Annotated in this window: 24 protein-coding genes; 12 read left to right on the top strand and 12 right to left on the bottom strand. The window is 63.8% G+C overall.

What is annotated here, in order from left to right:
- Positions 1-4: 4 nt before the first annotated feature.
- A complete protein-coding gene (locus DQG19_RS14445) occupies positions 5-1,492 on the bottom strand; it encodes a DUF5691 domain-containing protein (RefSeq protein ID WP_116126985.1) in 1,488 nt (495 codons plus the stop codon).
- An 88-nt stretch (positions 1,493-1,580) separates the two neighbouring features.
- Here DQG19_RS14445 and DQG19_RS14440 point away from each other — a divergent pair, with 88 nt between their 5' ends.
- On the top strand, positions 1,581-2,024 hold the full coding sequence (locus DQG19_RS14440) for a hypothetical protein (RefSeq protein WP_116126984.1): 444 nt from the start codon (positions 1,581-1,583) through the stop codon (positions 2,022-2,024).
- On the opposite strand, the gene DQG19_RS14435 is transcribed toward DQG19_RS14440, so the two are convergent.
- From DQG19_RS14435 to gpmI, 3 genes are all read right to left on the bottom strand, one after another.
- Positions 2,021-2,602, bottom strand: a complete 582-nt coding sequence (locus DQG19_RS14435; protein WP_116126983.1) for a hypothetical protein — start codon at positions 2,600-2,602, stop codon at positions 2,021-2,023. The two genes, DQG19_RS14440 and DQG19_RS14435, sit on opposite strands and share 4 nt — an antisense overlap.
- A 122-nt stretch (positions 2,603-2,724) precedes the next feature.
- A complete protein-coding gene (msrA, locus tag DQG19_RS14430) occupies positions 2,725-3,453 on the bottom strand; it encodes a peptide-methionine (S)-S-oxide reductase MsrA (RefSeq protein ID WP_116126982.1) in 729 nt (242 codons plus the stop codon).
- Between the two features lie 92 nt (positions 3,454-3,545).
- The gene (gpmI, locus tag DQG19_RS14425) at positions 3,546-5,084 is read right to left on the bottom strand and encodes a 2,3-bisphosphoglycerate-independent phosphoglycerate mutase (RefSeq protein ID WP_116126981.1); all 1,539 of its coding nucleotides are present in this window, start codon (positions 5,082-5,084) and stop codon (positions 3,546-3,548) included.
- Between the two features lie 253 nt (positions 5,085-5,337).
- Here gpmI and DQG19_RS14420 point away from each other — a divergent pair, with 253 nt between their 5' ends.
- The 5 genes from DQG19_RS14420 to DQG19_RS14400 are packed head-to-tail and all read left to right on the top strand — an operon-like array spanning position 5,338 to position 8,967.
- The gene (locus DQG19_RS14420; RefSeq protein WP_116126980.1) at positions 5,338-6,192 is read left to right on the top strand and encodes a DUF2589 domain-containing protein; all 855 of its coding nucleotides are present in this window, start codon (positions 5,338-5,340) and stop codon (positions 6,190-6,192) included.
- A 12-nt stretch (positions 6,193-6,204) separates the two neighbouring features.
- On the top strand, positions 6,205-6,909 hold the full coding sequence (locus tag DQG19_RS14415; RefSeq protein ID WP_116126979.1) for a hypothetical protein: 705 nt from the start codon (positions 6,205-6,207) through the stop codon (positions 6,907-6,909).
- On the top strand, positions 6,909-7,487 hold the full coding sequence (locus DQG19_RS14410; protein ID WP_116126978.1) for a hypothetical protein: 579 nt from the start codon (positions 6,909-6,911) through the stop codon (positions 7,485-7,487). Before DQG19_RS14415 ends, DQG19_RS14410 begins: the two co-directional genes overlap by 1 nt.
- Before the next feature lie 11 nt (positions 7,488-7,498).
- Positions 7,499-8,773, top strand: a complete 1,275-nt coding sequence (locus DQG19_RS14405) for a S8 family serine peptidase (protein WP_116126977.1) — start codon at positions 7,499-7,501, stop codon at positions 8,771-8,773.
- Positions 8,770-8,967, top strand: coding sequence for a hypothetical protein (locus DQG19_RS14400; protein WP_116126976.1), 198 nt, complete (start codon positions 8,770-8,772; stop codon positions 8,965-8,967). The genes DQG19_RS14405 and DQG19_RS14400 overlap by 4 nt, the downstream gene beginning before the upstream one ends.
- Here DQG19_RS14400 and DQG19_RS14395 read toward each other — a convergent pair.
- From DQG19_RS14395 to DQG19_RS14385, 3 genes are all read right to left on the bottom strand, one after another.
- Positions 8,944-9,693 carry a DUF92 domain-containing protein gene (locus DQG19_RS14395; RefSeq protein WP_116126975.1) on the bottom strand — a complete coding sequence of 250 codons (750 nt, stop codon included), beginning with the start codon at positions 9,691-9,693 and terminating at the stop codon, positions 8,944-8,946. The genes DQG19_RS14400 and DQG19_RS14395 overlap by 24 nt on opposite strands.
- 111 nt (positions 9,694-9,804) lie before the next feature.
- Complete coding sequence (locus tag DQG19_RS14390; RefSeq protein WP_198661753.1) at positions 9,805-10,494, bottom strand: hypothetical protein; 690 nt, start codon at positions 10,492-10,494, stop codon at positions 9,805-9,807.
- A 149-nt stretch (positions 10,495-10,643) separates the two neighbouring features.
- Positions 10,644-11,273, bottom strand: coding sequence for a 50S ribosomal protein L25 (locus DQG19_RS14385; RefSeq protein ID WP_116126974.1), 630 nt, complete (start codon positions 11,271-11,273; stop codon positions 10,644-10,646).
- A 186-nt stretch (positions 11,274-11,459) separates the two neighbouring features.
- Here DQG19_RS14385 and DQG19_RS14380 point away from each other — a divergent pair, with 186 nt between their 5' ends.
- The 5 genes from DQG19_RS14380 (at position 11,460) to DQG19_RS14360 (ending at position 17,265) form a co-directional block, all read left to right on the top strand.
- Complete coding sequence (locus DQG19_RS14380; protein ID WP_157974520.1) at positions 11,460-11,813, top strand: c-type cytochrome; 354 nt, start codon at positions 11,460-11,462, stop codon at positions 11,811-11,813.
- A 3-nt stretch (positions 11,814-11,816) separates the two neighbouring features.
- On the top strand, positions 11,817-12,926 hold the full coding sequence (locus DQG19_RS14375; protein WP_116126972.1) for an anhydro-N-acetylmuramic acid kinase: 1,110 nt from the start codon (positions 11,817-11,819) through the stop codon (positions 12,924-12,926).
- Positions 12,916-13,962 (top strand): NAD-dependent epimerase/dehydratase family protein, encoded by a 1,047-nt coding sequence (locus DQG19_RS14370; RefSeq protein WP_116126971.1) that lies wholly within the window; start codon positions 12,916-12,918, stop codon positions 13,960-13,962. Before DQG19_RS14375 ends, DQG19_RS14370 begins: the two co-directional genes overlap by 11 nt.
- Positions 13,963-13,981: 19 nt before the next feature.
- Positions 13,982-14,788 carry a UDP-2,3-diacylglucosamine diphosphatase gene (locus DQG19_RS14365; protein WP_116126970.1) on the top strand — a complete coding sequence of 269 codons (807 nt, stop codon included), beginning with the start codon at positions 13,982-13,984 and terminating at the stop codon, positions 14,786-14,788.
- A gap of 107 nt (positions 14,789-14,895) precedes the next feature.
- A complete protein-coding gene (locus DQG19_RS14360) occupies positions 14,896-17,265 on the top strand; it encodes a thiamine pyrophosphate-dependent enzyme (RefSeq protein ID WP_116126969.1) in 2,370 nt (789 codons plus the stop codon).
- A gap of 203 nt (positions 17,266-17,468) precedes the next feature.
- On the opposite strand, the gene DQG19_RS14355 is transcribed toward DQG19_RS14360, so the two are convergent.
- Positions 17,469-18,530: an App1 family protein gene (locus tag DQG19_RS14355; protein WP_157974519.1), complete on the bottom strand. Its 1,062-nt coding sequence runs from the start codon at positions 18,528-18,530 to the stop codon at positions 17,469-17,471.
- 129 nt (positions 18,531-18,659) lie between these two features.
- Complete coding sequence (ribA, locus tag DQG19_RS14350; protein ID WP_116126967.1) at positions 18,660-19,292, bottom strand: GTP cyclohydrolase II; 633 nt, start codon at positions 19,290-19,292, stop codon at positions 18,660-18,662.
- Between the two features lie 361 nt (positions 19,293-19,653).
- Here ribA and DQG19_RS14345 point away from each other — a divergent pair, with 361 nt between their 5' ends.
- On the top strand, positions 19,654-20,433 hold the full coding sequence (locus tag DQG19_RS14345) for a LytR/AlgR family response regulator transcription factor (RefSeq protein WP_116126966.1): 780 nt from the start codon (positions 19,654-19,656) through the stop codon (positions 20,431-20,433).
- A gap of 158 nt (positions 20,434-20,591) precedes the next feature.
- Here the strand turns inward: DQG19_RS14345 and DQG19_RS14340 are convergent, their stop codons facing one another.
- The 3 genes from DQG19_RS14340 to DQG19_RS14330 form a co-directional block, all read right to left on the bottom strand.
- Positions 20,592-21,206, bottom strand: a complete 615-nt coding sequence (locus DQG19_RS14340; RefSeq protein ID WP_116126965.1) for an HAD family hydrolase — start codon at positions 21,204-21,206, stop codon at positions 20,592-20,594.
- Between the two features lie 10 nt (positions 21,207-21,216).
- Positions 21,217-22,233, bottom strand: coding sequence for a class I fructose-bisphosphate aldolase (locus DQG19_RS14335; protein ID WP_116126964.1), 1,017 nt, complete (start codon positions 22,231-22,233; stop codon positions 21,217-21,219).
- A gap of 145 nt (positions 22,234-22,378) precedes the next feature.
- Positions 22,379-24,775, bottom strand: coding sequence for a zinc-dependent metalloprotease (locus tag DQG19_RS14330; RefSeq protein ID WP_116126963.1), 2,397 nt, complete (start codon positions 24,773-24,775; stop codon positions 22,379-22,381).
- Positions 24,776-24,786 lie beyond the last annotated feature (11 nt).

Raw genomic sequence — 24,786 nt, 5'->3', positions numbered from 1 at the left:
CGGATTAGGGCTGGCGCAGCTGCCGCCGGAAGGACGTGGTCTGCAACAGGCCGGTGGCGAGTTTGCCGAATACGTCGGGCCGCTCCGCCGTGGCGTGCAGCTGCTGCCGCAACCAGGGAAAGAGCTCCGGGTCCAGCAGGGGGGCGGCCTGCTTCCAGTGCAGCGCCAGGTCGCGCTGGGTGGCGTAGTCCAGTTGCCGGCTGTGTAGGTCGTCGAGGAGGCGGGTGATCATGGCCCTGCTGAGGCGCTCGTTCCAGCTCACCGTCCGTTGCAGGGCCAGGAAGCGCGGAATCCCGCGGAGCCGCAGCGCGTCGGTACGGGAGGAAAGTACCTCCCCGTAGAGGGCGTCGAACTCCCGCCCCGGCAACCGCCGCACCAGCTCGGCCGCCACCGCCCGCGGGAACTGCTGCGGCTCCTCCAGCAGCAGGAACCGCAGGAACTGTTGGCACACCTCCGGGCTGCCGCCGTCGCGAATGGCCCTGCCCGCCGCGCGCAGCTCCAGCTCCGGCAGCCGGCTCCAGAATACGGGGAGCTCCAGCCCCGTAACTTCCTTCCAGGCCGCCGGAGGGCCGATCCGCAGCAGCCACTGCCGCGCGGTCACCGGTGCCTTTACGCCGCCGTAGGTCTTGAGTAGCTCCCGACCGGTTTCGGAGAGCGTACGGCCCGGGCTTCCGGAAACTACTTCGTACGCCAGCGCCCGCCAGTCGGCTAGTGCCTGATCCTCGCCCGCCAGCAGCAACAGCTGAAACAGCTGCCGCCGTACGCCCTTTCGCTTCGGTCCCAGTGCCTCCCGGAGCCAGGGAGCATCAGCGGGGGAGATACCCGTTTCCAGGGCTTTCAGCAATATTTCCTGGTTTCGCGGGGCCTGCGTTGTCCAGATCGCGGCCAGGGCCTCCCGGGCGTCCGCCGACGCGACCCGCCGCCACCGCGTGAGTACCGCGGCCCGGTGTGCGGGCTGTTCTTCGCGCCGCCAGGCCGCGGGGTAGGAGAAATTATCGGTCAGTGTGATCCAGTCGGGGTGCTGTCCGGCCAGCCACGCCCCCCGCTCGCCCCCGGCCTCCAGGTACCGGCGGGCGCGTAGCGGATCCGTATCGAGCAGCGCGGCCGCCCGCGGCAGCAGCGCGGGCAGCAGGTTGGGCGGTACGTAGGTGCCGCGGTCGAGGACAAGGGCCACCGCCTCGTCGAGCAGCTCGGGGTAGGTATCTCCCAGGATCAGCTGCAGCCCGCGGGCCAGCCGGGCAGCGGGCAGGACACGGGTTTCGGGCGGGGCGAGCGCGGTCGTCGGTACGGAGGCGGAAGGCTTGCGCAGCTCCAGCCGGTGGGTACGCTCGGTGAGGGCCACCGCGGCCAGCAGCTGCTCGGCGGCATCGGCGGTGGGGTCGATGGCCCCGCGGGCGTCCAGCCACTCCAGCAAGGTGGGATCCGGCGACCGGCGGGCTGTCCCCAGGGTCAGCGCCCGGAGCAGTTCGGCGAAGGGGGGCAGGTGGGCCATCGGACGCAAGGTAATCCAGCCGTCATACCCCGCCGCAACCTTAGTAGCGGGAATTACCTTATTTTTCTGTCCTACCCGCCCCCCGACCATGAAAGCTTTTCTCCTTACCCTGTTCCTCCTGCCGTTCTGTGTCCTCGCCCAACCTACGCTCGACGGCCTGTGGGAGGGTACCATGACCGTTGGGGGCATCTATTCCGACCAGGCCCTGCCCATGCAGTTATATTTGACCGTGGAGGAAGGGGTCATCAAGGGGCGTAGCTACGTGACCCTGCCCGACGGGAAGGTGCTGCGGATGGACCTCAAGGGGCGCCTCTACGGCGACCGTTCCTTCTCCCTCTACGAGATGAATTTTGTGGGGGACTCCGAAAACGACATCATGCCCGAATTCAACCGGCAATACCAGATCGTGTACAAGCCCGACCTCTGGGACAGTACCATCAGGGGCTTCTGGCAGGAGATCAAGCCCCACGTCCGGGAGGACCGCCGCCGTGGCCGCATGGTCCTCCGCAAGCGCAAGGACGAACGGGCCTAGTAGACGCGGCGCACGTCCGTCTGTAGCAGTCCTTCGATGGCCTCGTGGACACGCCGGGCCTTTTGCGGGCGCCAGGTCAAATTGTTCAGGTAGTCGCCGTAGCGGATGTACCGGTCCAGCCGAGCCCCGTCCAGCTCATCGGCCACGTGGTCGAGTACGTTGAGCATCGCAATCCAACCGCCGCTGTCGGTGATCTCCTGGTACCATTCTTCGTAGTAGTCGTCGGTGTCGGAATGGAAGTTCAATACGCCCTCCATGATCAGGATGAACTGGTTAATACCCTCGGCGACCAGGTAGTCGATCACCTCCCGCTTCAGCCACATCGAGTCGTTGTGCAGGGCATCGTTCCACTCGCCGATCAGTTCGATGATGGCGTAGCGATCTTCGTAGTCCACGAAGAGGATCTTCAGGTACAGGGTCTCCGAGCCGAACTCGTCCCACTGCGGGTGCAGCAGGTAATTATACACCTTGTTGGAGTAACTGAACTCACTGTACTGCCGACCGAAAAAGGGCGAGGCGGAGTCGTCTTCTGCGCGGTACCGGTCGCGCCATTGGAAGTGGGGCTCTATATCGTGCATGGCATAGGGTTGGGCTTGCCCGGCTCGGGGGGCAAGGGTAGTTTACGGTATAGGTTCGTTGCGCCCACGGACGAACTCGCTGCGTCCGTAGCGACGCGCCCGCGGCAAAGCTGCTGCGCTGCCTACTGATACTCCGGTTTGAGTATATCCTTGAACGTCTTCATCACCTTTTCCACCTTGGGCCGGCTTACGCCCTGCACGTAACCCTGGTTGGGGTTGGTGGGGTCTTCGTAGTAGTCCTGGTGGTAGGGCTCGGCTACCCAGAAATGGACGGGGTCCTCGATGGTAGTGGCGATCTTCTTGTCGAAGGTGCCGCTGGCATTCAGGCTGGCGATCTTAGCCTCGGCCTGCTGCCGCTGTTCCGCGTTCAGGGGGAAAATGGCCGAACGATACTGCGGGCCGACGTCGGGTCCCTGGCGGTTGAGTTGGGTAGGATCGTGGGCAACGAAGAAGATGTCGAGCAGCTTGTCGTAGCTGATCTCCGTCGAGTCGTAGTATACCACGATGGATTCGGCGTGGCCGCTGGTGGCGGTATTGCTGTCCTCGTAGGTAGGATTCACCAGATCGCCCCCGGCGTAGCCACTGTACACGTCGTCAACCCCCTGAATACGGGTAAAGGAGGCTTCGGTGCACCAGAAGCAGCCGCCCGCGAAGTAGGCCTTGGCCATCCCTTCGTGGCGTGCGTCGAGGGTGGCGATGGAAACCTCACCCGCCAGGTCGCTTTCGGGGATGTCGGTGCCGGTCGAAGCAACGGCTCCGCTTTCGGTGGAATTGGTAGAGGTACTGGTACGCTGGCTGTCGCAGGAAGCTACGCTCAGGGCGAGCAGCAGGGTAAGGAGGAAGGTCTTCATATATTAGTCTTTCTACCTTACCTAACAAGTACTCAGGGGCATTGGTTATGCGGCTGGCCGGCAAATACGGAGCTCCGCCCGCCGGCCACTCCCTAGGCGATCAGGCTCTCGCCCGTCATCTCCTTCGGCTGGGGTACGCCCAGTAGTTGCAGCAGGGTAGGGGCCACGTCGCCCAGCTTGCCCCCGCTCCGGAGCTTGATCTCACCGGCGGCGGGGCCTACGTAGATCACCGGTACCGGATTGGTGGTGTGGGCGGTATTGACCGAGCCGTCCTCGTTGGTCATCACGTCGGAGTTGCCGTGGTCGGCGATCACCAGTACGTGGTAACCGTGGGCGGTCGCGGTAGCCAGCAGGCGGCCCAGGCAGGTGTCCACGGCCTCGGCGGCCCGGATCGCGGCGTCCCACACGCCCGTGTGCCCCACCATGTCGGTGTTGGCGTAGTTCAGGCAGATGAAGTTCGGCGCGTTCTCCTGGATGTCGTTCACGATGGCGTCGGTGATCCCGTATACGCTCATCTCCGGTTTCTCGTCGTAGGTTTCCACGTCGCGGGGGCTGTCGATCAGGATGCGGCGCTCACCGGGGAAGGCCGTCTCCTGCCCGCCGCTGAAGAAGAAGGTGACGTGGGCGTACTTCTCCGTTTCGGCGATGCGTACCTGCGTGCGTCCGGCTTCGCTCACGATCTGCCCCATCGTCTTGGTCAGGTCGTCGGGGGTGAAGAGGACTTCCACGTCCTTGAAGCTCTTGTCGTACTGCGTCATGCACACGTAGTGCAGGCCCGGCACCCGGTGCATCTGTTGCTCGGGGAAGTCTTCCTGCGTGAGCGCCCGCGTGATCTGCCGCGGCCGGTCGGTACGGAAGTTGAAGCAGATCACCACGTCGCCGGGCTCGATGCGGGCTAACGGCAGTCCCTCGGCGTCGGTCATCACGATCGGGTGCAGGAATTCATCGGTGGTGCCCGCGTCGTAGTGGCGCTGTACCGTTTCAAGCACGTCGCGACTCCGCTCTCCCCGCCCGTCGACCATGGCGTGGTACGCCTCGCTGATCCGCTCCCAGCGGGTATCGCGGTCCATGGCGTAGAAGCGTCCCGTCACGGTAGCCAGCCGCGCGGGCTGGAACTTCAGGTGGTCGCGCAGGGTGGTGAGGTATCCCTTGCCGGAGGTCGGGGCCACGTCGCGCCCGTCGGTGAAGGCATGGACGAAGACTTTCTCGTTGCCCGCCGCATTGGCGATGTCGGTCAGCCGCAGCAGGTGCTTGATGTGGCTGTGGACACCACCGTCGCTCAGCAGGCCCATCAGGTGCACCTGCTTGTCGTTGTCGCGGGCGTACTTCAGCTCGCGCTGCAGGATTTCGTTCTCCTCCAGTTCGCCGTCGCGGATCGCTTTGTTGATCCGCGCGAAGCTTTGGTATACTACCCGCCCGGCACCGATGTTGAGGTGGCCTACCTCGCTGTTGCCCATCTGTCCCTCGGGCAGGCCCACGTCCTCGCCGTAGGTGATCAGCGAATTGTGGGGGTTATCGGCCCAGATACGGTCGAAGGTGGGCGTGCTGGCCTGCGCCAGGGCGTCGGCCTCGGGGCGTTGCCCGAGTCCCCAGCCGTCGAGGATGACTAAGAGGGTATTGGCTGCGTTCATGGTCCTTACTTTGCCGCGAAGGTAACGGTCGGGGCGGGGTCGCGGGTGCCGTGGCCACCGAAAACCGCGGACGGCCCGGGCACCTGCGCCCAAAGCCCCCGGTTTTATCCGTGAACGCCGCACCCGCGGCCGCGCCAAAAAAGGGGTTGGAAGGTGTAACACGTTTTGGTTGAGCGGAATAATGGGGTGACAGTCGATCGGCTGTCCCGCACCGGTCCCGGCGGGTTACGGGGCCGCGTAACACCCATACACTATGCTTACCCTGCATTCTTTCCTCCAGGAGGATCACAGCCGCAAGAAAAAGGCGGAGATCGTGGACCTCCTCACCAACCTCCACGAACTCATCGGCGCCGATGCCTATGCTTCGGTCAGCGGCATCGATCCCGACGGCGAGCTGCCCGAGCTGAACAAGGCCGATATGCTGAAGGTGGTCCAGGACTTCCGCGACGCCTATTCCCCCGAGTGGGAGGCCCGGCTGGCCAACGCCAGCAACGAGGTGCTGACCGGCATCTTCGGACTCGTGGCCGCCGAAGATCGTCAGTTCAGTGCCGCGGAGAATGCCGCGTTCGATGCGAAATTTGCCGACGAACTTGGCAGCATCGATTTTTCTACGCTCATCAGCGGCCCCCTTAACGCGGCCGTCGAGGCACAGAATAAGGCCAGTGTCGCCACCGTCAACTTCATCAAGGAGGTGGGTTTCGACCGGGATGCTACCGGCGCCGTTACCGGCTTAAAGATGGCGAACTTCTCCTATACGAAAACCGTCCCCGACGACAACGGCGGCACCGAAACGGAAAACGTAGAGGTCAAGGTGCCCTTCATCAGCATCCTCAACGTGCCGTGCCTCCGCGTGGAAACCCTCGACATCGACCTGAATGTAAAACTTAACTCCACCGCTACGAAAGACGTCTCGAGCTCGCTGGGCGTAAACGCGGGGGCTTCCGGCGGTTGGGGTCCCGTGAAGATGAAGGTGAGCGCCGCCTACCGGCGCAGTTCCGCTACCGGCGTCAAGGTCGAAAAGGAGTACAGCATGAACGTCAAGGTGAAGGCCACCAACGACGAACTGCCGGGCGGGCTGGAAAAGGTACTCGGACTCCTGATCGCCTAACGCCCCGCCGCCGTGATCACGCTGACCGACTACCTGGACTACCTCAACTCCGAGCTGCTAGAAGCACGCCGGCGGGCCGACGAGGCCGCCATCGCTACCGCCCGCGCCTACGCCGAGCACGAGTACCTGCAGCACTTCCGCGCGCCGCGCTTCACCATGCCCGCCATCAAGCTGCGGCTGCCGGTGCGGGTCGACGACGTGGAGGAGCGGACGAAGTACAACTTCCACCTCCGGCCCACCGAGTTCCTCAACGGACTCAACGACCGGCTGGCCAAACTCGGCGAGCAGCACGGCACCGTCGTGGAGCCCGTAGGGGAGGAGATCCTGCAGAGCGACCGCTTCCGTAACCTGATCGTAAAACTGGAGAAGGAAGACCGCGCCTACGTGCCCGGCATCAAGCATGCCCTGCCGTTGTCGGTGGTGAGCGGCGTGCTTACCCGGCCGGTGATCCGCGACACCTTTCACGTTCAGGATTCCGCGCCGGAGCTGCAGACCGGTATCCAGCATGCGGTCCACGGTGCGCTGCAGGAGCAGTTTCAGGCCGTGAGCAGCCGGCTCGACCGCATCCACGTCACGCCCCAGGCGGGCAGCATGCAGGAGGGCGACAGCGAAAAGCTGCTGCTGGAACTCGACATCGACCTCGTTGAGGAGGGAGTGCGTATCCGCCGCATCACCCAGGACGACGGTACCGTGCGGGAGGAACTGACCATCGACTGATGCAGCCCTTCCTCCACGCACGCCAGCAGCAGCTCACGGGATACCTGGACCGGCTCGTCGCCCTCGACCGCGCCTACGCCGCCAAGGAGTACGGGGTCGACGACCGCTGCGAAGCCTTGCTCGGCGAGCTGCTGGACTACTTTGCCGACGCCGCGTCCGCGGGCGACCGCGCCGCCGTCGGCCAGTTGATCGCCTACCTGGCCACCGCCCGCGACGGTACGGACCCGGAGACGCTCGTCCCGGTCCGTACCCACCGGCGGGCGGGGGTGCGGCGGGCGGTTTACCACCTGCTCAGCCGCCTTACGGAACGGCTGACCGGGGCGCTGGACCGCGACCGGGAACGACTGGCGGAAAGCCGGCAGCTTCTCGGTCAGGCCCTCCTCTCCGCCCGGCAACTCGGGGTGGTGTCCGAGGCCGGGCTCGTGGCTGCCGCCGCCTCCGATGCCGGAGCCGCCGCAGTCTGGGAAGCCCTGCTGGGCGACGAACGGCACCAACACGTGGCCCGCCGGGCCCTACTGAATCTTCACCTACAGGATGTGCACCTCCTGCTCGGGGAGCTGGCGCGCCACTTCACTTAACACTACAAAACATGTCTACCGCATCAACCACGGGCCGCCTGGTCCTGCTGCTGGCCGAAGAATCCGGCCCCGGAGACCTTACCCGCGTACAGCGGGAGTTACAGCGCAAGTTCGTATCCAGCGAAGCCCTGGGCAGCGACCTGCGTGCCGATCAAGTGTACGCCGCCGGCGACGGACTGGTATTCAAGCACCTGCAGGTGGCCGTAGTGGACGGCATCGCGCCCGAGCAGGGCCGCCGCCTGGCTACCGACTCCGGCGTGGTGCGCTACGTGGAGCCGGAACGCACCTACCACGCTGTGGGCGCCGCCACCGACCTGCTGGGCGAACTCCGGGACACCCTAAGCCTGGCGCAGCAACAACTGGAAGCGCTGCAGGAAGCCTGGGCGGACACCCCGGAACCTGCCACCGAGCCACGCGTTACCTGGGGGCTACGGGCCATCGGTGCAACGGGCGAGGAAGACGCCGGTCGGGGCGTACGGCTTGCCGTGCTGGATACCGGACTGGATACCGCCCACGCCGACTTTCGTGACCGTATCGTGACCGCCGCCTCCTTCCTGCCCGGGCTGCCCTGGGACCGCGACCGCTACGGCCACGGGACCCACTGCTGCGGTACCGCCGTCGGTGGCCGCAGTCGGGAAAACGGCATCGGCTACGGCGTGGCACCCGGGGCCGACCTGCTGGTGGGGCGCGTTCTGGACGATAGTGGCAACGGAACTTCCGCCAGCATAATTGACGGCATCGACTGGGCCCTGGAGAAGGAGGCGCGCATCGTTTCGCTGTCCCTCGCCAGCCCGGTGGGGATCGGCGAGCGGCCCTCCCCGGTCTTCGAGCGGATCGGCCGCCGGGCCCTCGAGCACAACTGTCTGCTCGTCGCCGCCGCCGGCAACGACAGCCGTCGCCCCGGCCAGTTGCCCCGGCCCGTAAGCAATCCCGCGAACGCGGAGAGCATCATGGCGGTTGGCGCGGTGGACCGCAGCCTGCGGATCGCACCCTTCTCGAATGCCGGCCTCAACGCGGGTACCGGCGGCCGCGTCGACCTGTGCGGCCCGGGGGTAGGGGTGTATTCCAGTCACACCACCCTGTCCGGCACCGGCGATCCCTACGTAAGCAAGAACGGAACAAGTATGGCCGTACCCCACGTCGCGGGCCTGCTGGCCATCTACGCCCAGCGGTACCCCCGGCTTTCGGCCTCCGAACTGTGGCTCAAACTGGAAAAGAACGCCCGCGCCCTCGACGGCCTGCCGCGTGACGTCGGTCAGGGATTAGCCCGCCTGCTCCCCTCATGAGCCACACGTATCTCGTCACCCTCAACCCGGATGTTGATCCCGCCACTTGGTCGGCCCCCGGCGTCCGTATCGACCGCGTGTACGTCCGCCTGGGAGTAGTGCGCATCCGCAGTGCCCGCTCCCTGCGCGCGGCGGATCTGCCCGGCGCGGCCCAGGTGGAGCCGCTGCGATCATTCCGCGCCGAGGAAGAGTAGGGCCAGCAGGGTAGTTAGCAGGATGGCGATCAGGTTTACGACATCGTTGGTCATCCACCGCAGGCCGCCGACCTGCCTCGCCCCGCGGTTAGGTCGGTCGCTGAGCTGCCCGTCCGGGTGCCGGTACCGCGCCTGCAGCCCCGCTCCGAGTACAGAATCCGCTACCATGCCCCCGAAGCCCAGGGCGGTGACCGTCAGCCACGCCGCGGTACCGAAGTCCGCAACCAGCCAGGGACCCAGGGCAGCTACGACCGCCGCACCCGCGGCCCCGGCCAGCGTGCCGCTCACGCTCACCCCGCCGCTCAGGCCGGGGGGGACGGGGCGCAGCCGCAGGATATCGTAGGTAGGCTGCCGGAAGTACTTGCCGATCTCACTGGCCCAGGTATCCGCAGCGGCAGTGGCCATCACGACCAGCAGCAGGGCAGGGGGGAGGCCGAGCAGCGCCACGAGTCCGTAGACGCCGCCATTACAGAGTACCTGCACCGCGTCCCGCGGTTGTCGGTCCTTGGCGTCCCCCGCATCGTCGGTGACCGGGAGTACTTTGGAGATGAGCAGGCTGCTAAAGAAGAAAACAAATAGCGGCACCAGCCAGACCGCCCCGACCGTGGCGATCACCGTTCCCGCCAGGATGCCGGCCGCCAGCGCTCCGCCCGGACTGAGGCTGCTCCGCCGCACGGTCACTACGGCGAAGGCCAGGGCGAGGATCAGGTAGAGTAGGGGAAGCATATAGCTTGTAGCGGGTAGGTGGTAGCGGGTAGCCTGCGGCGGGTGACCTATAGCGGGTAGGGTGTACCGTACCAATGTACCACCTGACTACAAGACTACCCGACTACCGTACTACTTAACTTTGGCGATCCGCTTCTGCTCCATATTACTCTCGTAGATGCAGTATGCGTCGTACTTGGCGCGGTCGGTTTCGGCCCAGATATCCTTACCGATGTCGCAGACGGTGATCAGCTCGTCGTAGATGAGGTTGCCGAGGTCGATGCGGGATTCTACGTGGATGTCGCGGTCGGCTACGCGGTCGGCCTGGATATTCATGGCCAGTTCGAAGGCCTGGCAGGCTTTGGCGAGGCGCTCGAGGTGGTTTTCGTTGAGTCCGGTATCGGCCAGGAAGTCCCACTGCGCCCGGGCGACCCGGATCACGCGGCGGCCGCAGAAGAGCAGCTGGGCGTCGGTCATGTCGCCGAGCTTGGCGGTACCGAATTTGCGGTAGCGCCCGGTGCGGTTGCTGAACGCCAGGCGCACGCGCGTCATGACCGAGCGGATGGCATGCTTGAGCTTTTCGGCGGCCTCGTACTTCTTGTCGGTGACGATCATCTGGTCGCCCAGCAGCTCGTCGTCGTCGGGCATGGCCACGAAGCGCTGGCAGCGGTCGTGGTATCCTTTGAGGCGGTGGGCGTCGTACTGATAGCCGGCCTTGAAGTGCTCCAGGTCGCGCTTGGCGAGCCGGATGCTGTCCATGGCCATCTGGTAGAGGTCGGCGTCGGGGAAATTGTACTTCCGGTTGACTTTCTGCTTTTTCACGGTAGGGTAGGTATCAGTAGACTACCAGCAAAAATAGGGAATGGCGGGCCGCAAAACAAATTGTGGCTTCCAAGGGCGGAGTCCAACGAAAAGAGGGTAAGCACCACGTGGATGCTTACCCTCTTTGCAAAAGCCGGAAGGCTACGGATTTATTCCGCGGCGGGAGCGGCCTTGGGGCCTTTCTTGGCTTCCTTCTCGGCGGCCTTCTTCTCAGCCGTGGCGGCGGAGCGCAGGGCGCGGGGTACCTCTACCGTAGCGATGGGCTGGCCGGCGGGGTTCTGGATTTCTACGCCCTCCATAGGTTCGATGTCGCGGACGCGGATGCTCTGACCGAGCTCGAGTTCGCTGATGTCGAGGCTGACGTGGTCCACGAGGTGCTCGGGGGTAGTTTTGATCTTGATGCGGCGAACGCTGACCTGCAGCTTGCCGCCACCGCGGACGCCGGGGCTGGTGCCGGTAAAGGCAACGGGGACCTCCACCTTGATGGTACGGCCGTCTTCGAGGGCCAGGAAGTCAATGTGGCGCAGCTCGTCGGTCACCGGGTGGAACTGGTAATCCTTGACGATGGTACGGTAGGTGTCGCCGCCGACGCTCAGCTCGGCGAGCTTGAAATCGGGGGTGTATACCAGGTCGCGCACGGCGAGGGGATCGAGGCTGAAGTGGACGGGGCCGCCGATGCCGTAAACGACTGCGGGGACCTTGCCCTCACGGCGGGCGTCCTTAGATGCTTTCTTTCCCAGGTTTTCGCGGACTTCTCCGCTTACTTTTACAACTTCCATTCGGTAATACTTTCGCGCTGTTTCGCTATCGGCCCGCAAAGATATGAAGTTTATCCGGCCTATCGCAGTAAACGGTCAAAAACTTTAGCCCCGGGCCCCGGGACCACAACAATGTATGCGGCGCGGGTTTATACTTACGCTGCGGTGACTTACCTTTCGCCGCTGAACCGTAAAAGAAATCCCCTTATGAAACGCTTGTTCCCGCTGCTTCTGCTCACGATCATCATGCTGGCCTGTGGCGGCGGAGAGGAAACCACCTCGGAAGCCCCCGGTGAAACGCCGGCGGTAGCCGCGGCCCAGGATATCGACGTGAAGAAGATCTGGAAGATCCGCTGTATCGCCTGTCACGGGCTGTACGGCGATATGGGCACCAACGGCGCGGCCAATCTGCAGGAGTCCACCAAAGACCTGGCCTACCGCGTCAACATTATTACCAACGGCAGTGAGAACGGCGTGATGACCGCCTTCAAGGACATTCTCTCCCCCGAGGAGATCGAGGCCATGGCCAAGTATACCATGACCTTCAACGAAAACCTGTAGGCAGTGGCCGTCGTCCGGCACACCGTCTTAGGAATCATGTCGGGCAGCTCGCTCGACGGCATCGATCTGGCCCTTTGTACGTTCGATTTTGACCCGGAGCAGGAGCTGCCGGTGCGGGGTTGGTCGATCGCGGCTTCCGCTACCGTAAGTTACCCCGTCGACTGGCGCACCCGCCTCGGGGAAGCGACCTCCCTCTCCGCCCCGGACCTGCTGGCCCTCGACGCCGAGCTCGGGGAATGGATCGGGCGGCGGGCGGCCGACTTTCTGGAAGGGCACGAGCGTCCGCTCCTGGCCGGGTGCCATGGCCACACCGTGTACCACGCACCCGACCGCGGGTTCACCCTCCAGATCGGCCACGGGGCCCGTATTGCCGCCCACCTGGGGGTGCCTACCCTGACCGACCTGCGCAGCGCGGACATTGCCGCCGGCGGTGAAGGCGCCCCGCTGGCCCCGGTCGCGGACCGTCACTTGTTTCCCGACTACCGGGGATTCCTGAACCTGGGGGGAATAGCCAACTTCAGCTTTCGACGCAAGGACGGTGACCTCGCCGCCGGCGACATCAGCGGATGCTGCCAGGTACTGGATCGCCTCGCCCAGCTTGCCGGCCGGCCCTACGACGCTAATGGCAGTCTGGCGCGCAGCGGGTCGCTTCTTCCCGACCTCATGCAGCAGCTGGATGCCCTTCCGTACCACGATCAGCCCTGCCCGAAATCCCTGAGCAACCAGTGGGTGACCGACACCCTGTGGCCGGTCCTGCGCGATCACCCCGGTAGCGTAGCCGACCGGCTCTGTACGTTCTGTACCTGGCTCGGAGCCGCCGTAGGGGGGGAGCTGGAGCGGCAGTATACGGCGGGCGGGTACGCAGGTGCGGTGGAAATTCTGGTCAGCGGCGGCGGCACCCACAATGCCTTCCTGCTGGAGCGCCTGCAGGCCAGTCAGCCCGGGGGTGGGGCCCTCACGTTCCGCGCCGCCCCGGGTCCGGCTACCGACTTCAAGGAGGCGGCCCTGGTTGCCCTTTGCGCGCTGCTTCGGCACTTCGGGCTGCCCAATAGCCTGGCCTCCGCCACCGGAGCGCGGCACGATACCCTCAACGGTGCCCTGTATGCCGCCTGACCTCCTGCTGACCGGTGCCACCGGCTTTATCGGCTACTACATTGCCCGGGCACTGGCCGCAGCCGGCACGCCCTTTGCTGCCCTGGTGCGTCCGACCTCCGATACCACTGCCCTGGAGGCCCTGGGGGAGTGGTGCACGTTGCGACGGGGTGACGTGACCGACCCCGAGAGCCTGGTCGAGGCACTGGAAGGCATCGACACGGTCGTGCACGCCGCCGCCCACGTGAGCTACCGGGCCGGCGAGGAGGACCGGATGCTGCACGTCAACGCCGGAGGAACCGCCAACGTGGTAAATATGATGCTGGAATGCGGGGTGCGCCGAATGATCTACCTGAGTTCCGTAGCGGCCCTGGACCGCACGGACGGCGGGCGGCCCGTCACCGAGGCGGACCGCTGGCCCCAACAACGCCCCGTTACGGCCTACGCCCGTTCGAAATTTGCCGCCGAGCGCGAAGCCTGGCGCGGGCAGGCGGAAGGATTGTCGGTGGCCGCCCTGTACCCCAGTACCGTACTCGGTGCCGGCGACTGGTCGGGTTCCAATACACCCTCCCTGTGGTTGCGCGCGGCGACGGGCGCGGGCGCGTATCCCGCCGGGGCCGGTGGGTTCGTGGACGTACGCGACGTAGCTACGGCCGTGCTGGCCGTACTGGAACGCGACCGCGACCGCGACCGCTTCGTACTCAGCGCGGCGAACCTGACGTGGCACGAGCTGCTGCGGGGGATCGCCGCGTCGGTCGGCGCGACCCCCCCGCGTCGGCGGGTGGCGCGGTGGCAATCGGCGCTGCTGTGGCCGGTAATGGCGCTGCGCGGCCGGCTGACGGGCGCGGAGCCGTCCGTCACCCGTGATCTGCACCGGCAGGTACAGGCGGCCTACCGCTACGACGGCAGCGCCTACACCGGCGCCGTAGGGCGGTCTTACATTCCCGTTAGTCAAACCCTCGCGGAAACCGGACAGGCCTTTGCCGTAAGCCGGCAGTTGGGGGAGGGTCTCCCGCCGACGTATTTACCCCTGCTTGACGTTCCGCCGGTCGGGTAGGCTGCGCTATCTTGCCGCCATGCCGATCTTTTTTGCTTCCGACTTTCACCTAGGTGTTGATGCCCGCACGACCAGCCGGGAGCGGGAGCGGGAAGTCGTGCGCTGGCTCGACCACTGCGTAGCGGAAGGGGCCGAGGCGATCTACCTCGTAGGCGACCTGTTCGAATTCTGGTTCGAGTGGCGGTGGGCCGTACCCCGCGGCTACGTACGCTTCCTGGGCAAGGTGGCGGAGATCACCGACGGCGGCACGCCCGTGCATGTCTTTACCGGCAATCACGATCTCTGGATGGAGGATTACCTAGTAGAGGAGGTGGGGGTCGTTCTTCACCGGAGCCCGGTAGTGCACCACCTGCAGGGCCGGGAGCTGCTCATCGGTCACGGCGACGGCCTCGGACCGGGCGACCACAAATACAAACGGATGAAGAAGGTCATGGACGCCAGCTGGGCCAAGTGGCTCTACGCCCGCCTGCACCCGAACCTGGCCATGCGCATGGCGCATTTCTTCAGCCACCAAAGCCGCGAGGGGCAGCCCTCCGAGGAGGAGTTCCGCGGACCCGAAGGCGAGTGGCTGGTGGCCTACAGCGAGCGCAAGCTCGCGCAGCGACCCAGCCTCGACTACTGCATTTTCGGGCACCGCCACCTGCCGATCGACTACACCCTGAGCAACGGCCACAGCCGGTATATCAACCTGGGAGAGTGGCTCAATTACTCTACCTACCTGCGCCTCGATGGCGGACAGGCCAGGCTACTACGCTGGGATCCCTCCGCCCCCGACCGCTCGTACCGCGGGGCGGCCGGACAGGAGCCGATCAACCGAAGCTCCTAAAATTCCGTTATCTTCGCAAACGCCGGTGCACCCGAGTAGCGGCAGCTTTTGACATGATACCCTCACCAGATTCAGCGCCTAACCATCGCACATAAACCTCTCCCGTTTTGCCCCTAAAAGATCCCGAGCTAACCACCGTGGATTTCCGGAAACTCCCGGAATCGGATTTTGAGCGCGCGCTCGCGGACTACTACGTCTGCCGTGTGAGCCGCGAACTCAGCAACGTTATCAGGAAGGACGTCCTTACGGGGCGGGCCAAATTCGGGGTCAGCGACGACGGTAAGGAACTCTACCAGGTAGCCATGGCCCGCGCCATCGAGATGGGCGACTGGCGCGCCGATTACTACCGGGGCCATACGCTGCTGTTGCGGCTCGGTATGACGACACCGGAACAACTGCTCGCCCAGCTCTATTCCGACGACCAACACGATCCCTTCAGTAACGGACGTCAGATGGGCGGCCACTACGCCAACCGGACCGTGGATGCAGACGGCAACTGGCTGGACGCCACCAAGACCTTCAACCTCAGCAGCGCCACCAGCCCCACGGCCGGACAGATGGCCCGGGGGTTCGGACTGGCTTTCGCCTCCCGCGTTTTCCGGCTGGACACCGCGTTGCCCGCCAAGCTTCATTCCCGCGACGGCAACGAAATTTCCTGGACCGAGATCGGCGATGCTTCCACCAGCGAGGGCATCTTCTGGGAGACCATGAACGCCGCCGGCGTGACCGGCGTGCCGATGGTGTGCACCGTGGTAGACGATGGCTTCGGTATATCCGTGCCCGTAGAGCTGCAAACGACCAAGGGAAGCATCAGCCAGGCCCTCGCGGGGCTGCAGCAGGAGGGTGAAAGCAACGGCATAGACATATACACCGTGAAGGGCTGGGACTATCCCGCACTCGTGGAAATGTATCCCAAGGTGGCCCGCCGCGTTCGTAAGCGGCACCGCGCCGCGCTCATTCACGTTCAGGAGCTTACCCAACCCAACGGACACAGCACCAGCGGCAGCCACGAACGCTACAAGAGTAAGGAGCGCCTGGCGTGGGAGAAGGAATGGGATTGCCTGGCCCAGTTCCGCCATTACCTGATCGCCACCGGTGTCGCCGACGCCGCCGAACTGGACGAACTCGACCGCCGCGCAAAGAAGGAGATCGCCGCCGCCCGCAAGCGCGCCTGGGAGAACCTCAGCGCACCGCTGAAGGTCCGCCGCGATGCCCTCTTGAAGGTGCTGCCGCCGGAAGACGGACAGGACGCAGAACTGCGGAGCTTTGCCGCCGAAGTGCGCAAGATGAGCCACCCCCTCCCCTCGGAACTGATCGACGCCGTTCGCCGCCTGCGGTTCCGGAGGGGCGGTGAGCTGCCCGAAGACCTGGACGGGTGGCTGCGCGCCGCCAACCGCGACCTGCGCAGCGCCAAGTCGGCCAACCTGCTCAGTAATACCCCCAAATCACCCCTCCGCACCGGGGGGACGCCCGCTACTTACGCCGAAGGGGAGAAAACACTCCCGGGCTACGAGATTCTGCAACACTACTTCACCGCCAAGTTTGAGGAGCGGCCCGAGCTTTTCGCTTTCGGGGAGGACGTCGGGGAGATCGGCGACGTCAACCAGGGTTTTGCCGGACTACAGAATACCTTCGGGGAGCACCGCGTATTCGATACGGGTATCCGCGAATGGTCGATCCTCGGACAGGCGATGGGTATGGCCATGCGCGGCCTACGCCCGATCGCCGAGATCCAGTACCTCGACTACATCTATTACGGCCTGCCCATTCTGACCGACGACGTAGCCACACTACGCTGGCGTACCAACGGCATGCAGGCTTGTCCGCTTATCGTCCGCACCCGCGGCCACCGCCTGGAGGGCGTCTGGCACAGCGGATCTTACCTGGCTCCCCTCATCGGCAGCCTCCGGGGCATGCACCTCTGCGTCCCCCGCAACATGGTGCAGGCGGTCGGTCTCTACAACACGCTGCTCGACGGCGACGATCCCGCCCTCGTTATCGAGGTGCTCAACGGGTACCGGCTGCGGGAACCCGAACCCACTAACCTGCTTGATTTCCGGGTGCCGCTGGGCGTCCCCGAACGGTTGACGGAGGGCGACGACCTCACCCTTGTGACATACGGGGCCTGCGTTCGCCTGTGCCTGGAGGCCGCCCGCCTGCTGACGGAACGCGGCATTCACGTGGAAGTCGTCGACGTGCAGACCCTCCTGCCCTTCGACCTGGAACACCGCCTGGCGGCGAGCCTGCGCCGTACGAATCGCCTGCTGATCGTCGACGAGGATATGCCGGGAGGGGCCTCCGCCTACATCGAGCGGGAGATCATCGAAGGACAGGATGCTTTCCGCTTCCTCGACGCGCCCGTGAAAACTCTGACGGCTACCGTACATCGCCCCGCTTACGCCGACGACGGCAACTACGTGAGCAAGCCACAGACGATGGACGTGGTAGAGGCTGCGGTGGAGCTTGTGGCCTTCTGACCAGCTCCGGGTTGAGGGCCTCCGGTCCGATCACTTTGCACCGTCGCGAGGTCCATTTGGCCGACTAGGGGTTTAGGACCTCCGGTCTGATGGCCTATGATCTTGGCGAGATGGCTTCAAGGCTTAGATTCATCGCGTAGGGGATGCTTTCCCTTCGAGGCAGTCAGGATCCGGCCTCGCCTTGCGGATCGGACCAGAGGTCCTCAACCCATGATCCAGCCCATTTTTTGGGCGTGCACCATGGCCTCTTCGTAGCTGCCCACCAACTTTACGTTGATCTTGCTGACGTCTTCGATGAGCGACTCGATGCGCTGTGCCCGTTCCTCGTGTTGTACGTCACGGATGTAGATGCAGAGGATACGGTCTGGGTTGTTCCGGGCGGCTTCCAGGTAGATGTCGGTGTCGTGTTCACCGCTGTCGCCCAGGAGGATGAAGGGCAGGTGGCTGTACGTGCTCAGGATCTTCTCTACCATGTCTGCCTTGTGCGTCCTGAAGGTCGACTCGATGTCCTCGGACGGGAGGCCGAAGTCGCGCAGCAGGATGGGCCCGCGGGGCAAGTGGTTGAGGTGCAGAAAATCGACCAGAACGTCGTAGAGGTTCCAGGGACTGTTGGAGACGTAGAAGAAAGGATTGTAGCCCTTCGCGTCCGGGCCGCCCTGCAGCGCCAGGTAGAAGTCCGAGACCCCCTTGAAGGCGCGGCGGTCGGCCGCGTTCTTGAGGAGGGTATGCATCATGGTCTTCAGTTTGAACCGGCTGGTCACGTCGGTCTGGAGGATCGTATCGTCGATGTCGCTGATGATGCCGAACTCGGCTTCCTGCGGCATGACCACGTCCGAATGCGAAACGTGGTTCACGGGACCGTCGGATGGTGTGCTGACGACGCGTACGGTAGCCTCCTGCCAGAGGAGGTCGTCGAGTTGCGGGGCCTCTTCCGGACTACAGTGATGCTCTATCTGGAAGTACCCTTCGCTGTCGGTTGTCCGTTGGAAGGTATGCCCGCCCCAGGTGATTTCTACTTCGGCCTCACCGATCTCGCGGCTGTTAAAGCGCTTGAAATTATTGACCAGATTGTGCCAGAGCTGGTCGCGCTCGTCGCGGCCGATGCCCCGGTCGCGCAGTACCCGCCCCGTGAGGTAGAGGTAATCGGGCCGGCCGAAGCCGGTATAATTGGCCACGTCTATCGGCTTGTCCTGCCCCCAGCGGAGGCGGTCTACCAGATTATCCCACTCCCGGTGGATGTCTTTGGCTAATTCGGTGAGGGGCATGGCGAATACGGAGTCGGACGGGTGAACTACTACGAGAAAAATTGATCGGAGATCGGTCCTCAGTACGAACGGGCGACGGCCAATGTTCATTCCGTTCGCCGGCGTGCCCCGCACCTGCGCTCCGCCGCCTTATTTCAGCCAGTGGCCCATGTCTACCTGCTTGGTGAGCAGGTACTCGCGGTTTTCCTTGCCGGGGGCTACGATCAGCGGCAGCCGCCGGACCACCTCGATCGGACCGTCACCGAAGGAATCGACCTTCAGCGGATTGTTGGTGAGCAGCTGGATGCGGCCGATGCCGAGGTCCTGAAGGATACCGCGGGCCACGCCGTAGTCGCGGGCGTCGACTTCCAGGCCGAGGTGCAGGTTGGCCTCGATGGTGTCGAGGCCCTGGTCCTGCAGTTGGTAGGCCTTGAGCTTGTTGATGATCCCGATCCCACGTCCCTCTTGCCGCAGGTAGATGACGGCGCCCCTGGCGGCGGCTACCATCTGGAGGGCCCGGTTGAGCTGTTCGCCGCAGTCGCAGCGCTTGGAACCGAACAGGTCGCCGGTGATGCATTCGGAGTGGAGGCGGACGACCACGTCGCTGTCAGGATCCATATCGGGGTGGACGAGCGCGAGATGGGGGGTATAGTCCGCCGCGGAGCCTGCGTAAGCGATCATCCGGAATTCACCGTATGGCGTCGGGATCAGGGCTTCGGCGCGGCGCGTGGCGTCTTCCAGTTCGGCGGCCGGTATGTCGGTGGGGGTGCCGTGTTCGGGCATGGTGAGTTGGACGATTATCGTGCAGAGGTAACGCTTCTCCGTCCGTGCGGTTGTCCTCGGCTGACGTTAGGGGTAGGCATGGACGAACTGCGCCCGACCGGTCTCTGAGCCGTGGACGATTACCGCGATCGGGATCAGGGAAATAACCGACGGTTTTGGCAAAAAATTTTCAGTGCTTGAGAATCCATCACCCCGTTTTTCTCGTACAACACCTTGAATACTTAGCATAGGATAACCCAGACTAATCTGTTTACACCAGTATACCAATAGTTAGACTGCAGGCTTCGCGCTTGTGGACGTTCGACTTGTGACCGGGCTTAGGCATGACCTTGCTATCCCGAATGTTCTTCAAAACACACACATGAACACGCAAGACGAGAAAATTTTTCAGCCGGAGAAATGTCTTCGTCCGGCAAAGGCTACCGTACTGGTAGTAGAGGACGAATTGATCATCGCCGACTTTCTTCGGCGCGCCCTCGAGAAAGACAATTACCGCGTGGTGCACGCCATCTCCTACGAGGAGGCCGTAAAAGCTATCAAGCAGTCTCCCCCCGGAGCGGCGCTCCTTGACATACGGCTCAGTGATCACCGTTCGGGGGTTGACGTAGCGCACTACCTGAGCAATCTGCCCGTAGCGGTCCCTTTCATCTATCTGACCGCACAGGTCGATACACCGACCCTTAACGAGGCTAAAGTTACCCGACCGGCGGCCTACCTGGAAAAGCCGGTCCGGTTGACCAGCCTGCTTTCTACCCTAGAAGTTGCCCTGTACAACGCCCGTACCGCAAGGAACAATGCGCCAGCTTTGGAGCTCCGCCACGATGGAACGAACTACCGCGTAGCGGTGCGGGATATTGACTACCTGCAGGCCGAAGGGGTCTACGTTCGCGTGTTTTTGACAAGCGGGCGTACCCTCCTCCAGCGTGCGGCGCTGTCTACTATGCTGGCGACGATCGGGAATACGCGATTTGCTCAGACCCACCGGAGTTTCGCCGTCAACCTTGACCGCGTTACGGCCTACAATAGTACCGGCGTGCGGGTCGGAGAAACGCAAATACCGGTCAGTCGTAACCGTTCGCGGGAGATCCGGCGGTTACTCGGTTGCTCTGACGGAGGCCAAAGGGCACTTCTTCTCGGCTGAGTGACCGCTGCGCACGTCGCCTTGCTTCTAAATTAGTTCCCTGTCAAGGATCTGAACCGGCGGTGGTTCACCGAAGCTTCCCGGGGCCGGCCTGGCCATAGGGTGGACCTGGTGAAATGGAAACCTACTGCAACGACGGGGCGATCCGGTTTTCCCGCTCACAGCTCAAGTCCGTGGCCTTTCAATTCGCGACGGGTAGTATCCAGGTCACGATGCACCACGCCCGGGATACGCTGCCGGGCGGCCGCCCGGATGTGCAGGTCGGTGTTGTCGATAAACAGCGTTTCCTCCGCCGGTACCTGCACAAGATCGAGGGCCAGCTTGAAAATATTCGGGTCGGGTTTCTGGTAGCCTACGTAGCAGGAGGATACGAAGCAGTCGATCCACTCTACCAGGCCAAACTGGTGGATGCGGTAGGCGTTGAGCTCCCGCGATTCGTTGCTGACTACGAACACTTTAAGGGCATACTGCTCCTTCAATCCCCGGAACAGATCGATAACGGCGGGGTAGGGCGTCGACATGGAAAACATGAAATCGCGGAACTCCGCCTTCGTGAAGGGCCGCTCCTGGTGGAATACGACTAGGTCCAGGTATTCATCCAGGGTGATGTGCCCCGTCTCCAGCACGGCAGCAATGGGGTGGTGCAGGGCTTCCATGCGGTGAAAGTCCAGCCCAAAGTGTCCGGCGGCCCGTTGACGGTAGGAGGTTTCCCAGCCATTGCTGAGCATTACGCCACCGATGTCGAGAAAGAGGGCCTTGACTGGCTTGGTCATGAGTCAAATTTTAGGCGGTTTCGTCCTGGTAGGCTCCTTGTCGGGCCACCCGGTTTCTATTCGTATAGGTTGTCAGTAGGCGCTGTGCTTCGGCGGTGTTCGCTTCCTTTCCCGCCCACGCGTCCATCGCCGGCTGCTGCACGGCGCGGGAAAAGGAGAAGGTGAGCGGCCAGGGGAGCAGCTTGCCGTAGTCGCGGTGCATGGCGTTCAGGTGGAGGGTGGCCTGATCGGGCGTCTGACCGCCGGAGAGGAAGGCTACGCCGCCCACGCTGGCCGGTACCGTACGGAGCAGGCAGGTCACGGTAGCCTCCGCTACCTCGTCGATCCCGGCCTGTACGGCGGATGCCTTGCCGGAAAGGACCATATTCGGCTTCAGAATCATACCGCCGTAGTCCACACCCATTCGGTACAGCCGGTCAAAGACAGAGTGCAGCACTTCGGTGGTCACTTCGGCGCAGCGCTGGAGGCTGTGGTCTCCGTCCATGAGCACTTCCGGTTCCACGATGGGTACCAGGTCCGCCTCCTGGCAGAAGGCCGCGTAGAGCGCCAGCGTCTGGGCGTTGGTGTCGATGGCGGCGCGGCTGGGCAAGCCAGAACCGATGTTGATCACCGCCCGCCACTTCGTGAAGCGGGCCCCCATCGATTTGTACTCCTGCAGTCGCTTACGGAGGCCGTCGGGCCCCTCGGTCATCACTTCCCCGGAGTGGTTGGGCAGAGGGACCGTGCTGGCATCGACCTTGATGCCGGGGATGATGCCGTAATCCGCCAGTGCCTTGGCGATGGGAGAACCATCCGCAAGGGTCTGGCGAATGGTTTCGTCGTAGAGAATGGCCCCGCCGATCCCTTCCGAGAGTCCGGGGGCGGTCACGATCAGGCGGCGCCACGCCAGCCGGGCGGCTTCGGTGGGGGGGATATGGCGCGCCTCGAGTCGTTTGTTGGCGGTGGGCGTACTCTCGTCCATGGCGAGCAGGCCCTTGTTGTCGGCCAGCATGGCCCGCACGGTAGCGTGGAGGGTGGAAGATTGCACGGTTGCTCAGGTTACCGGGGCGGCATGCGCCCCGCTTTTCCATTATGTGGGGCGGGGGGCTTGGGTTCACCCGGTGGGGCATCAAATAAAAAGTCCCCGTCTTCCGCGGGGCGGAGGGCGGGGACTTCCACGGGGAAATGCCGATTTACTTGCCAGTCATGGCTTCCAGACCCGTCAGGGCGACCTGGATGTTCTGGCTCAGCTCCGACTGGTGGCCGGCCACCAGGGCGTCACCGCTGCGGCCGCTGAGGCTGCTGCGGATCTCCATCAGGTTGGCGCGGGCGGCGGCGCGTACGTCGGCGGCCACGTCCTCGTTCTTGAGCAGCTTCGTCAGGGCATCCACGTAGTTGGCCTGCAGGTTGCGGCCGTAGCTGCTGTTGGTATTCTCGGCGGTAAAGATGCCGGTACGGGTATCGTTCATCAGGTCCATGACACCGTACGCCTGGGTGTTGCGGGCGGCCTCCTCGACGAGCCGGTTCAGGCGATCCTCGTTCATGAGGGTACCGATGGCGTAGGTCTGCAGGGACTCGATCTTGTCGGCGACGCCGGTGGCCGAGATCCGCTGCAGGATGTCCTCGTTGACCAGCCACATGGGCGTCTTGAAGATCTGCTCGTTGATGAATTTCACGGCAGCCTGCTGCTTGGCGCGCGGAGCGACCTCATAGACCACTTTATCCTCGTCGCTGCTGCGTTGCCACTCGTATACGCTGCCCACGTTGTTGGCTACGTGACCGGTATACCGGCGCAGCTGGCCGATGACGTTGTCGTAGACTTCCTCGAGGTTGTCGAAGTACTGGCCGTCCTCGGCCATCCAGTCCTTTATCTCGGGCACGATGCGCTTCAGGTTGGCGATACCCAGGGTTGAGGCGAGTACGGCATCGTCGCCGACGTCCTCGGTCTGGGCGCTCGCGTCGTATCCGTTGCGCGTCTGCCGGCCGTAGCGGTAGATGGGGTCATCGGCTTTTTCCTTGATCATCTCATTGAGCACCTGCTCCTCGTTACCCTCCGGGATCGGGAGGTACCCGTAGCGGATGGCGTAGTAGTCGTAAGGTCCGATCTTGGGGTGGAGGCCAACGCCTTCATCCTCGGGTTGGGCCACGTAGTTGAAGCGGGCGTAGTCCATGATACTGGGCGAGACGCCGTTCTCCTGCACGAAGCCGGGCGTCCGCAGCTGCGCTACCGAGTAGGCGGGGCTGCTGCCCATGTTGTGGGGCAGGCCCAGGGTGTGACCGACCTCGTGAGCGGCCACGAACCGGATGAGCTTACCCATCACTTCCTGCTTGAACTTTGGGCTGCGGGCGTCCTCGTTCACGGCGGCCGTCTGGATCAGGTACCAGTTCCGCAGCAGGTTCATGACGTTGTGGTACCAGATGATGTCGCTCTCCAGGATCTCGCCGGTGCGCGGGTCGTGTACGTGGGGTCCCTGGGCGTTCTGGATTTCGGTGGTCACGTAGCGGATCACGCTGTAGCGCACATCTTCGGGGCTCCAGTCGGGGTCTTCCGCCTTGGTGGGGGCATCCTTGGCCATGATGGCGTTCTTCAGGCCGATGGCCTCGAAGGCCTTCTGCCAGTCGTCAACGCCCTGCTTTATGTAGGGGGCCCACTCGGCCGGGGTGGCGGGGTCGATGTAGTAGACGATAGGTTTTTTCACGTCGACCAGCTCACCGCGCTCCCAGGCTTCCATATCCACGGGCTCGAGGCGCCAGCGGGTAATGAAGCGCTGCTTCTCGGCACGCTGGGCGTCGAGACCGTAGTTGGTCTGCTCGATGCTGAAGTAGCCGACACGAGGATCGTACTTCCGCGGCTGCATGGGGTCGGCGGGCAGCAGGATGAAACTTTGGTTCATCTCCACCGAAAGGGTGCCGGTCACCTGGTTGTCGGGGAGGTCGTCGCCGCGGTAGGTAAGTACGTGGCGCACTTCCACGTTGCTGGGGAAGGCCTTCACGTTCATGACCAGGCTCCGGTCCTTGTCGAGTCCCTTGATGCCGAACCGCTTACGCTCCCCGTCGTCGAGGGCGCCGATCATCGGCTCGTCGTTGGTAAAGAAGGCGGTCACGTCGGCAATCACGGAGGCGCTGTCGGGGCCGTAGGCTTTTATGTCAAAGGCGGCTACGATGGGCTCGAAGTTGTTATTCTTCACCGACTGGTACACGGGCAGCTCCTCGCTGGCCACGCTGTTGTAGCTGACGCTCCGCAGGAGGACTTTTTCTCCCTTCTTCTGCCAGCGTACGACCTGCTGCGGCCGGCTCTTCATACCGGCGCCGCCGAAGTTCAGCCCCTTGACGTGCCCGCTGATGCGGCTCACGACGAGGATTTCCTCCTCGAGCAAGTCCATGGGCAGCTGGAAGTAGGTCTTGCCGTCCTTTTCGATCACCCCGAACAGTCCTTCCTGCACGCGGGCGTCCTTGGTAAGTTCCTTGTAGGCGTCTTTGTCCTCTTTTTCGGTTTTTTCCTTGTCGTCATCGTCCTGGGCCTGTAATCCATTAAAGGCGGGGACGCAGGTGCAGAGGAATAGGAGGAATAGCAGTGGGATACGGTTCATTTAGATGGTGT

This window comes from Lewinella sp. IMCC34183 (assembly GCF_003390915.1).
Classification (GTDB): domain Bacteria; phylum Bacteroidota; class Bacteroidia; order Chitinophagales; family Saprospiraceae; genus Neolewinella.
This window is presented reverse-complemented; position numbering and strand designations above follow the sequence as displayed.

Coding starts and splice junctions, on each gene's coding strand:
- DQG19_RS14380 (WP_157974520.1), top strand. CDS start 11,460: ATGAAACGCTTGTTCCCGCTGCTTCTGCTCACGATCATCATGCTGGCC.
- DQG19_RS14340 (WP_116126965.1), bottom strand. CDS start 21,206: ATGACCAAGCCAGTCAAGGCCCTCTTTCTCGACATCGGTGGCGTAATG.
- DQG19_RS14370 (WP_116126971.1), top strand. CDS start 12,916: ATGCCGCCTGACCTCCTGCTGACCGGTGCCACCGGCTTTATCGGCTAC.
- DQG19_RS14405 (WP_116126977.1), top strand. CDS start 7,499: ATGTCTACCGCATCAACCACGGGCCGCCTGGTCCTGCTGCTGGCCGAA.
- DQG19_RS14345 (WP_116126966.1), top strand. CDS start 19,654: ATGAACACGCAAGACGAGAAAATTTTTCAGCCGGAGAAATGTCTTCGT.
- DQG19_RS14435 (WP_116126983.1), bottom strand. CDS start 2,602: ATGCACGATATAGAGCCCCACTTCCAATGGCGCGACCGGTACCGCGCA.
- DQG19_RS14330 (WP_116126963.1), bottom strand. CDS start 24,775: ATGAACCGTATCCCACTGCTATTCCTCCTATTCCTCTGCACCTGCGTC.
- DQG19_RS14440 (WP_116126984.1), top strand. CDS start 1,581: ATGAAAGCTTTTCTCCTTACCCTGTTCCTCCTGCCGTTCTGTGTCCTC.
- DQG19_RS14395 (WP_116126975.1), bottom strand. CDS start 9,693: ATGCTTCCCCTACTCTACCTGATCCTCGCCCTGGCCTTCGCCGTAGTG.
- gpmI (WP_116126981.1), bottom strand. CDS start 5,084: ATGAACGCAGCCAATACCCTCTTAGTCATCCTCGACGGCTGGGGACTC.
- ribA (WP_116126967.1), bottom strand. CDS start 19,292: ATGCCCGAACACGGCACCCCCACCGACATACCGGCCGCCGAACTGGAA.
- DQG19_RS14355 (WP_157974519.1), bottom strand. CDS start 18,530: ATGCCCCTCACCGAATTAGCCAAAGACATCCACCGGGAGTGGGATAAT.
- DQG19_RS14385 (WP_116126974.1), bottom strand. CDS start 11,273: ATGGAAGTTGTAAAAGTAAGCGGAGAAGTCCGCGAAAACCTGGGAAAG.
- DQG19_RS14420 (WP_116126980.1), top strand. CDS start 5,338: ATGCTTACCCTGCATTCTTTCCTCCAGGAGGATCACAGCCGCAAGAAA.
- DQG19_RS14410 (WP_116126978.1), top strand. CDS start 6,909: ATGCAGCCCTTCCTCCACGCACGCCAGCAGCAGCTCACGGGATACCTG.
- DQG19_RS14445 (WP_116126985.1), bottom strand. CDS start 1,492: ATGGCCCACCTGCCCCCCTTCGCCGAACTGCTCCGGGCGCTGACCCTG.
- msrA (WP_116126982.1), bottom strand. CDS start 3,453: ATGAAGACCTTCCTCCTTACCCTGCTGCTCGCCCTGAGCGTAGCTTCC.
- DQG19_RS14400 (WP_116126976.1), top strand. CDS start 8,770: ATGAGCCACACGTATCTCGTCACCCTCAACCCGGATGTTGATCCCGCC.
- DQG19_RS14365 (WP_116126970.1), top strand. CDS start 13,982: ATGCCGATCTTTTTTGCTTCCGACTTTCACCTAGGTGTTGATGCCCGC.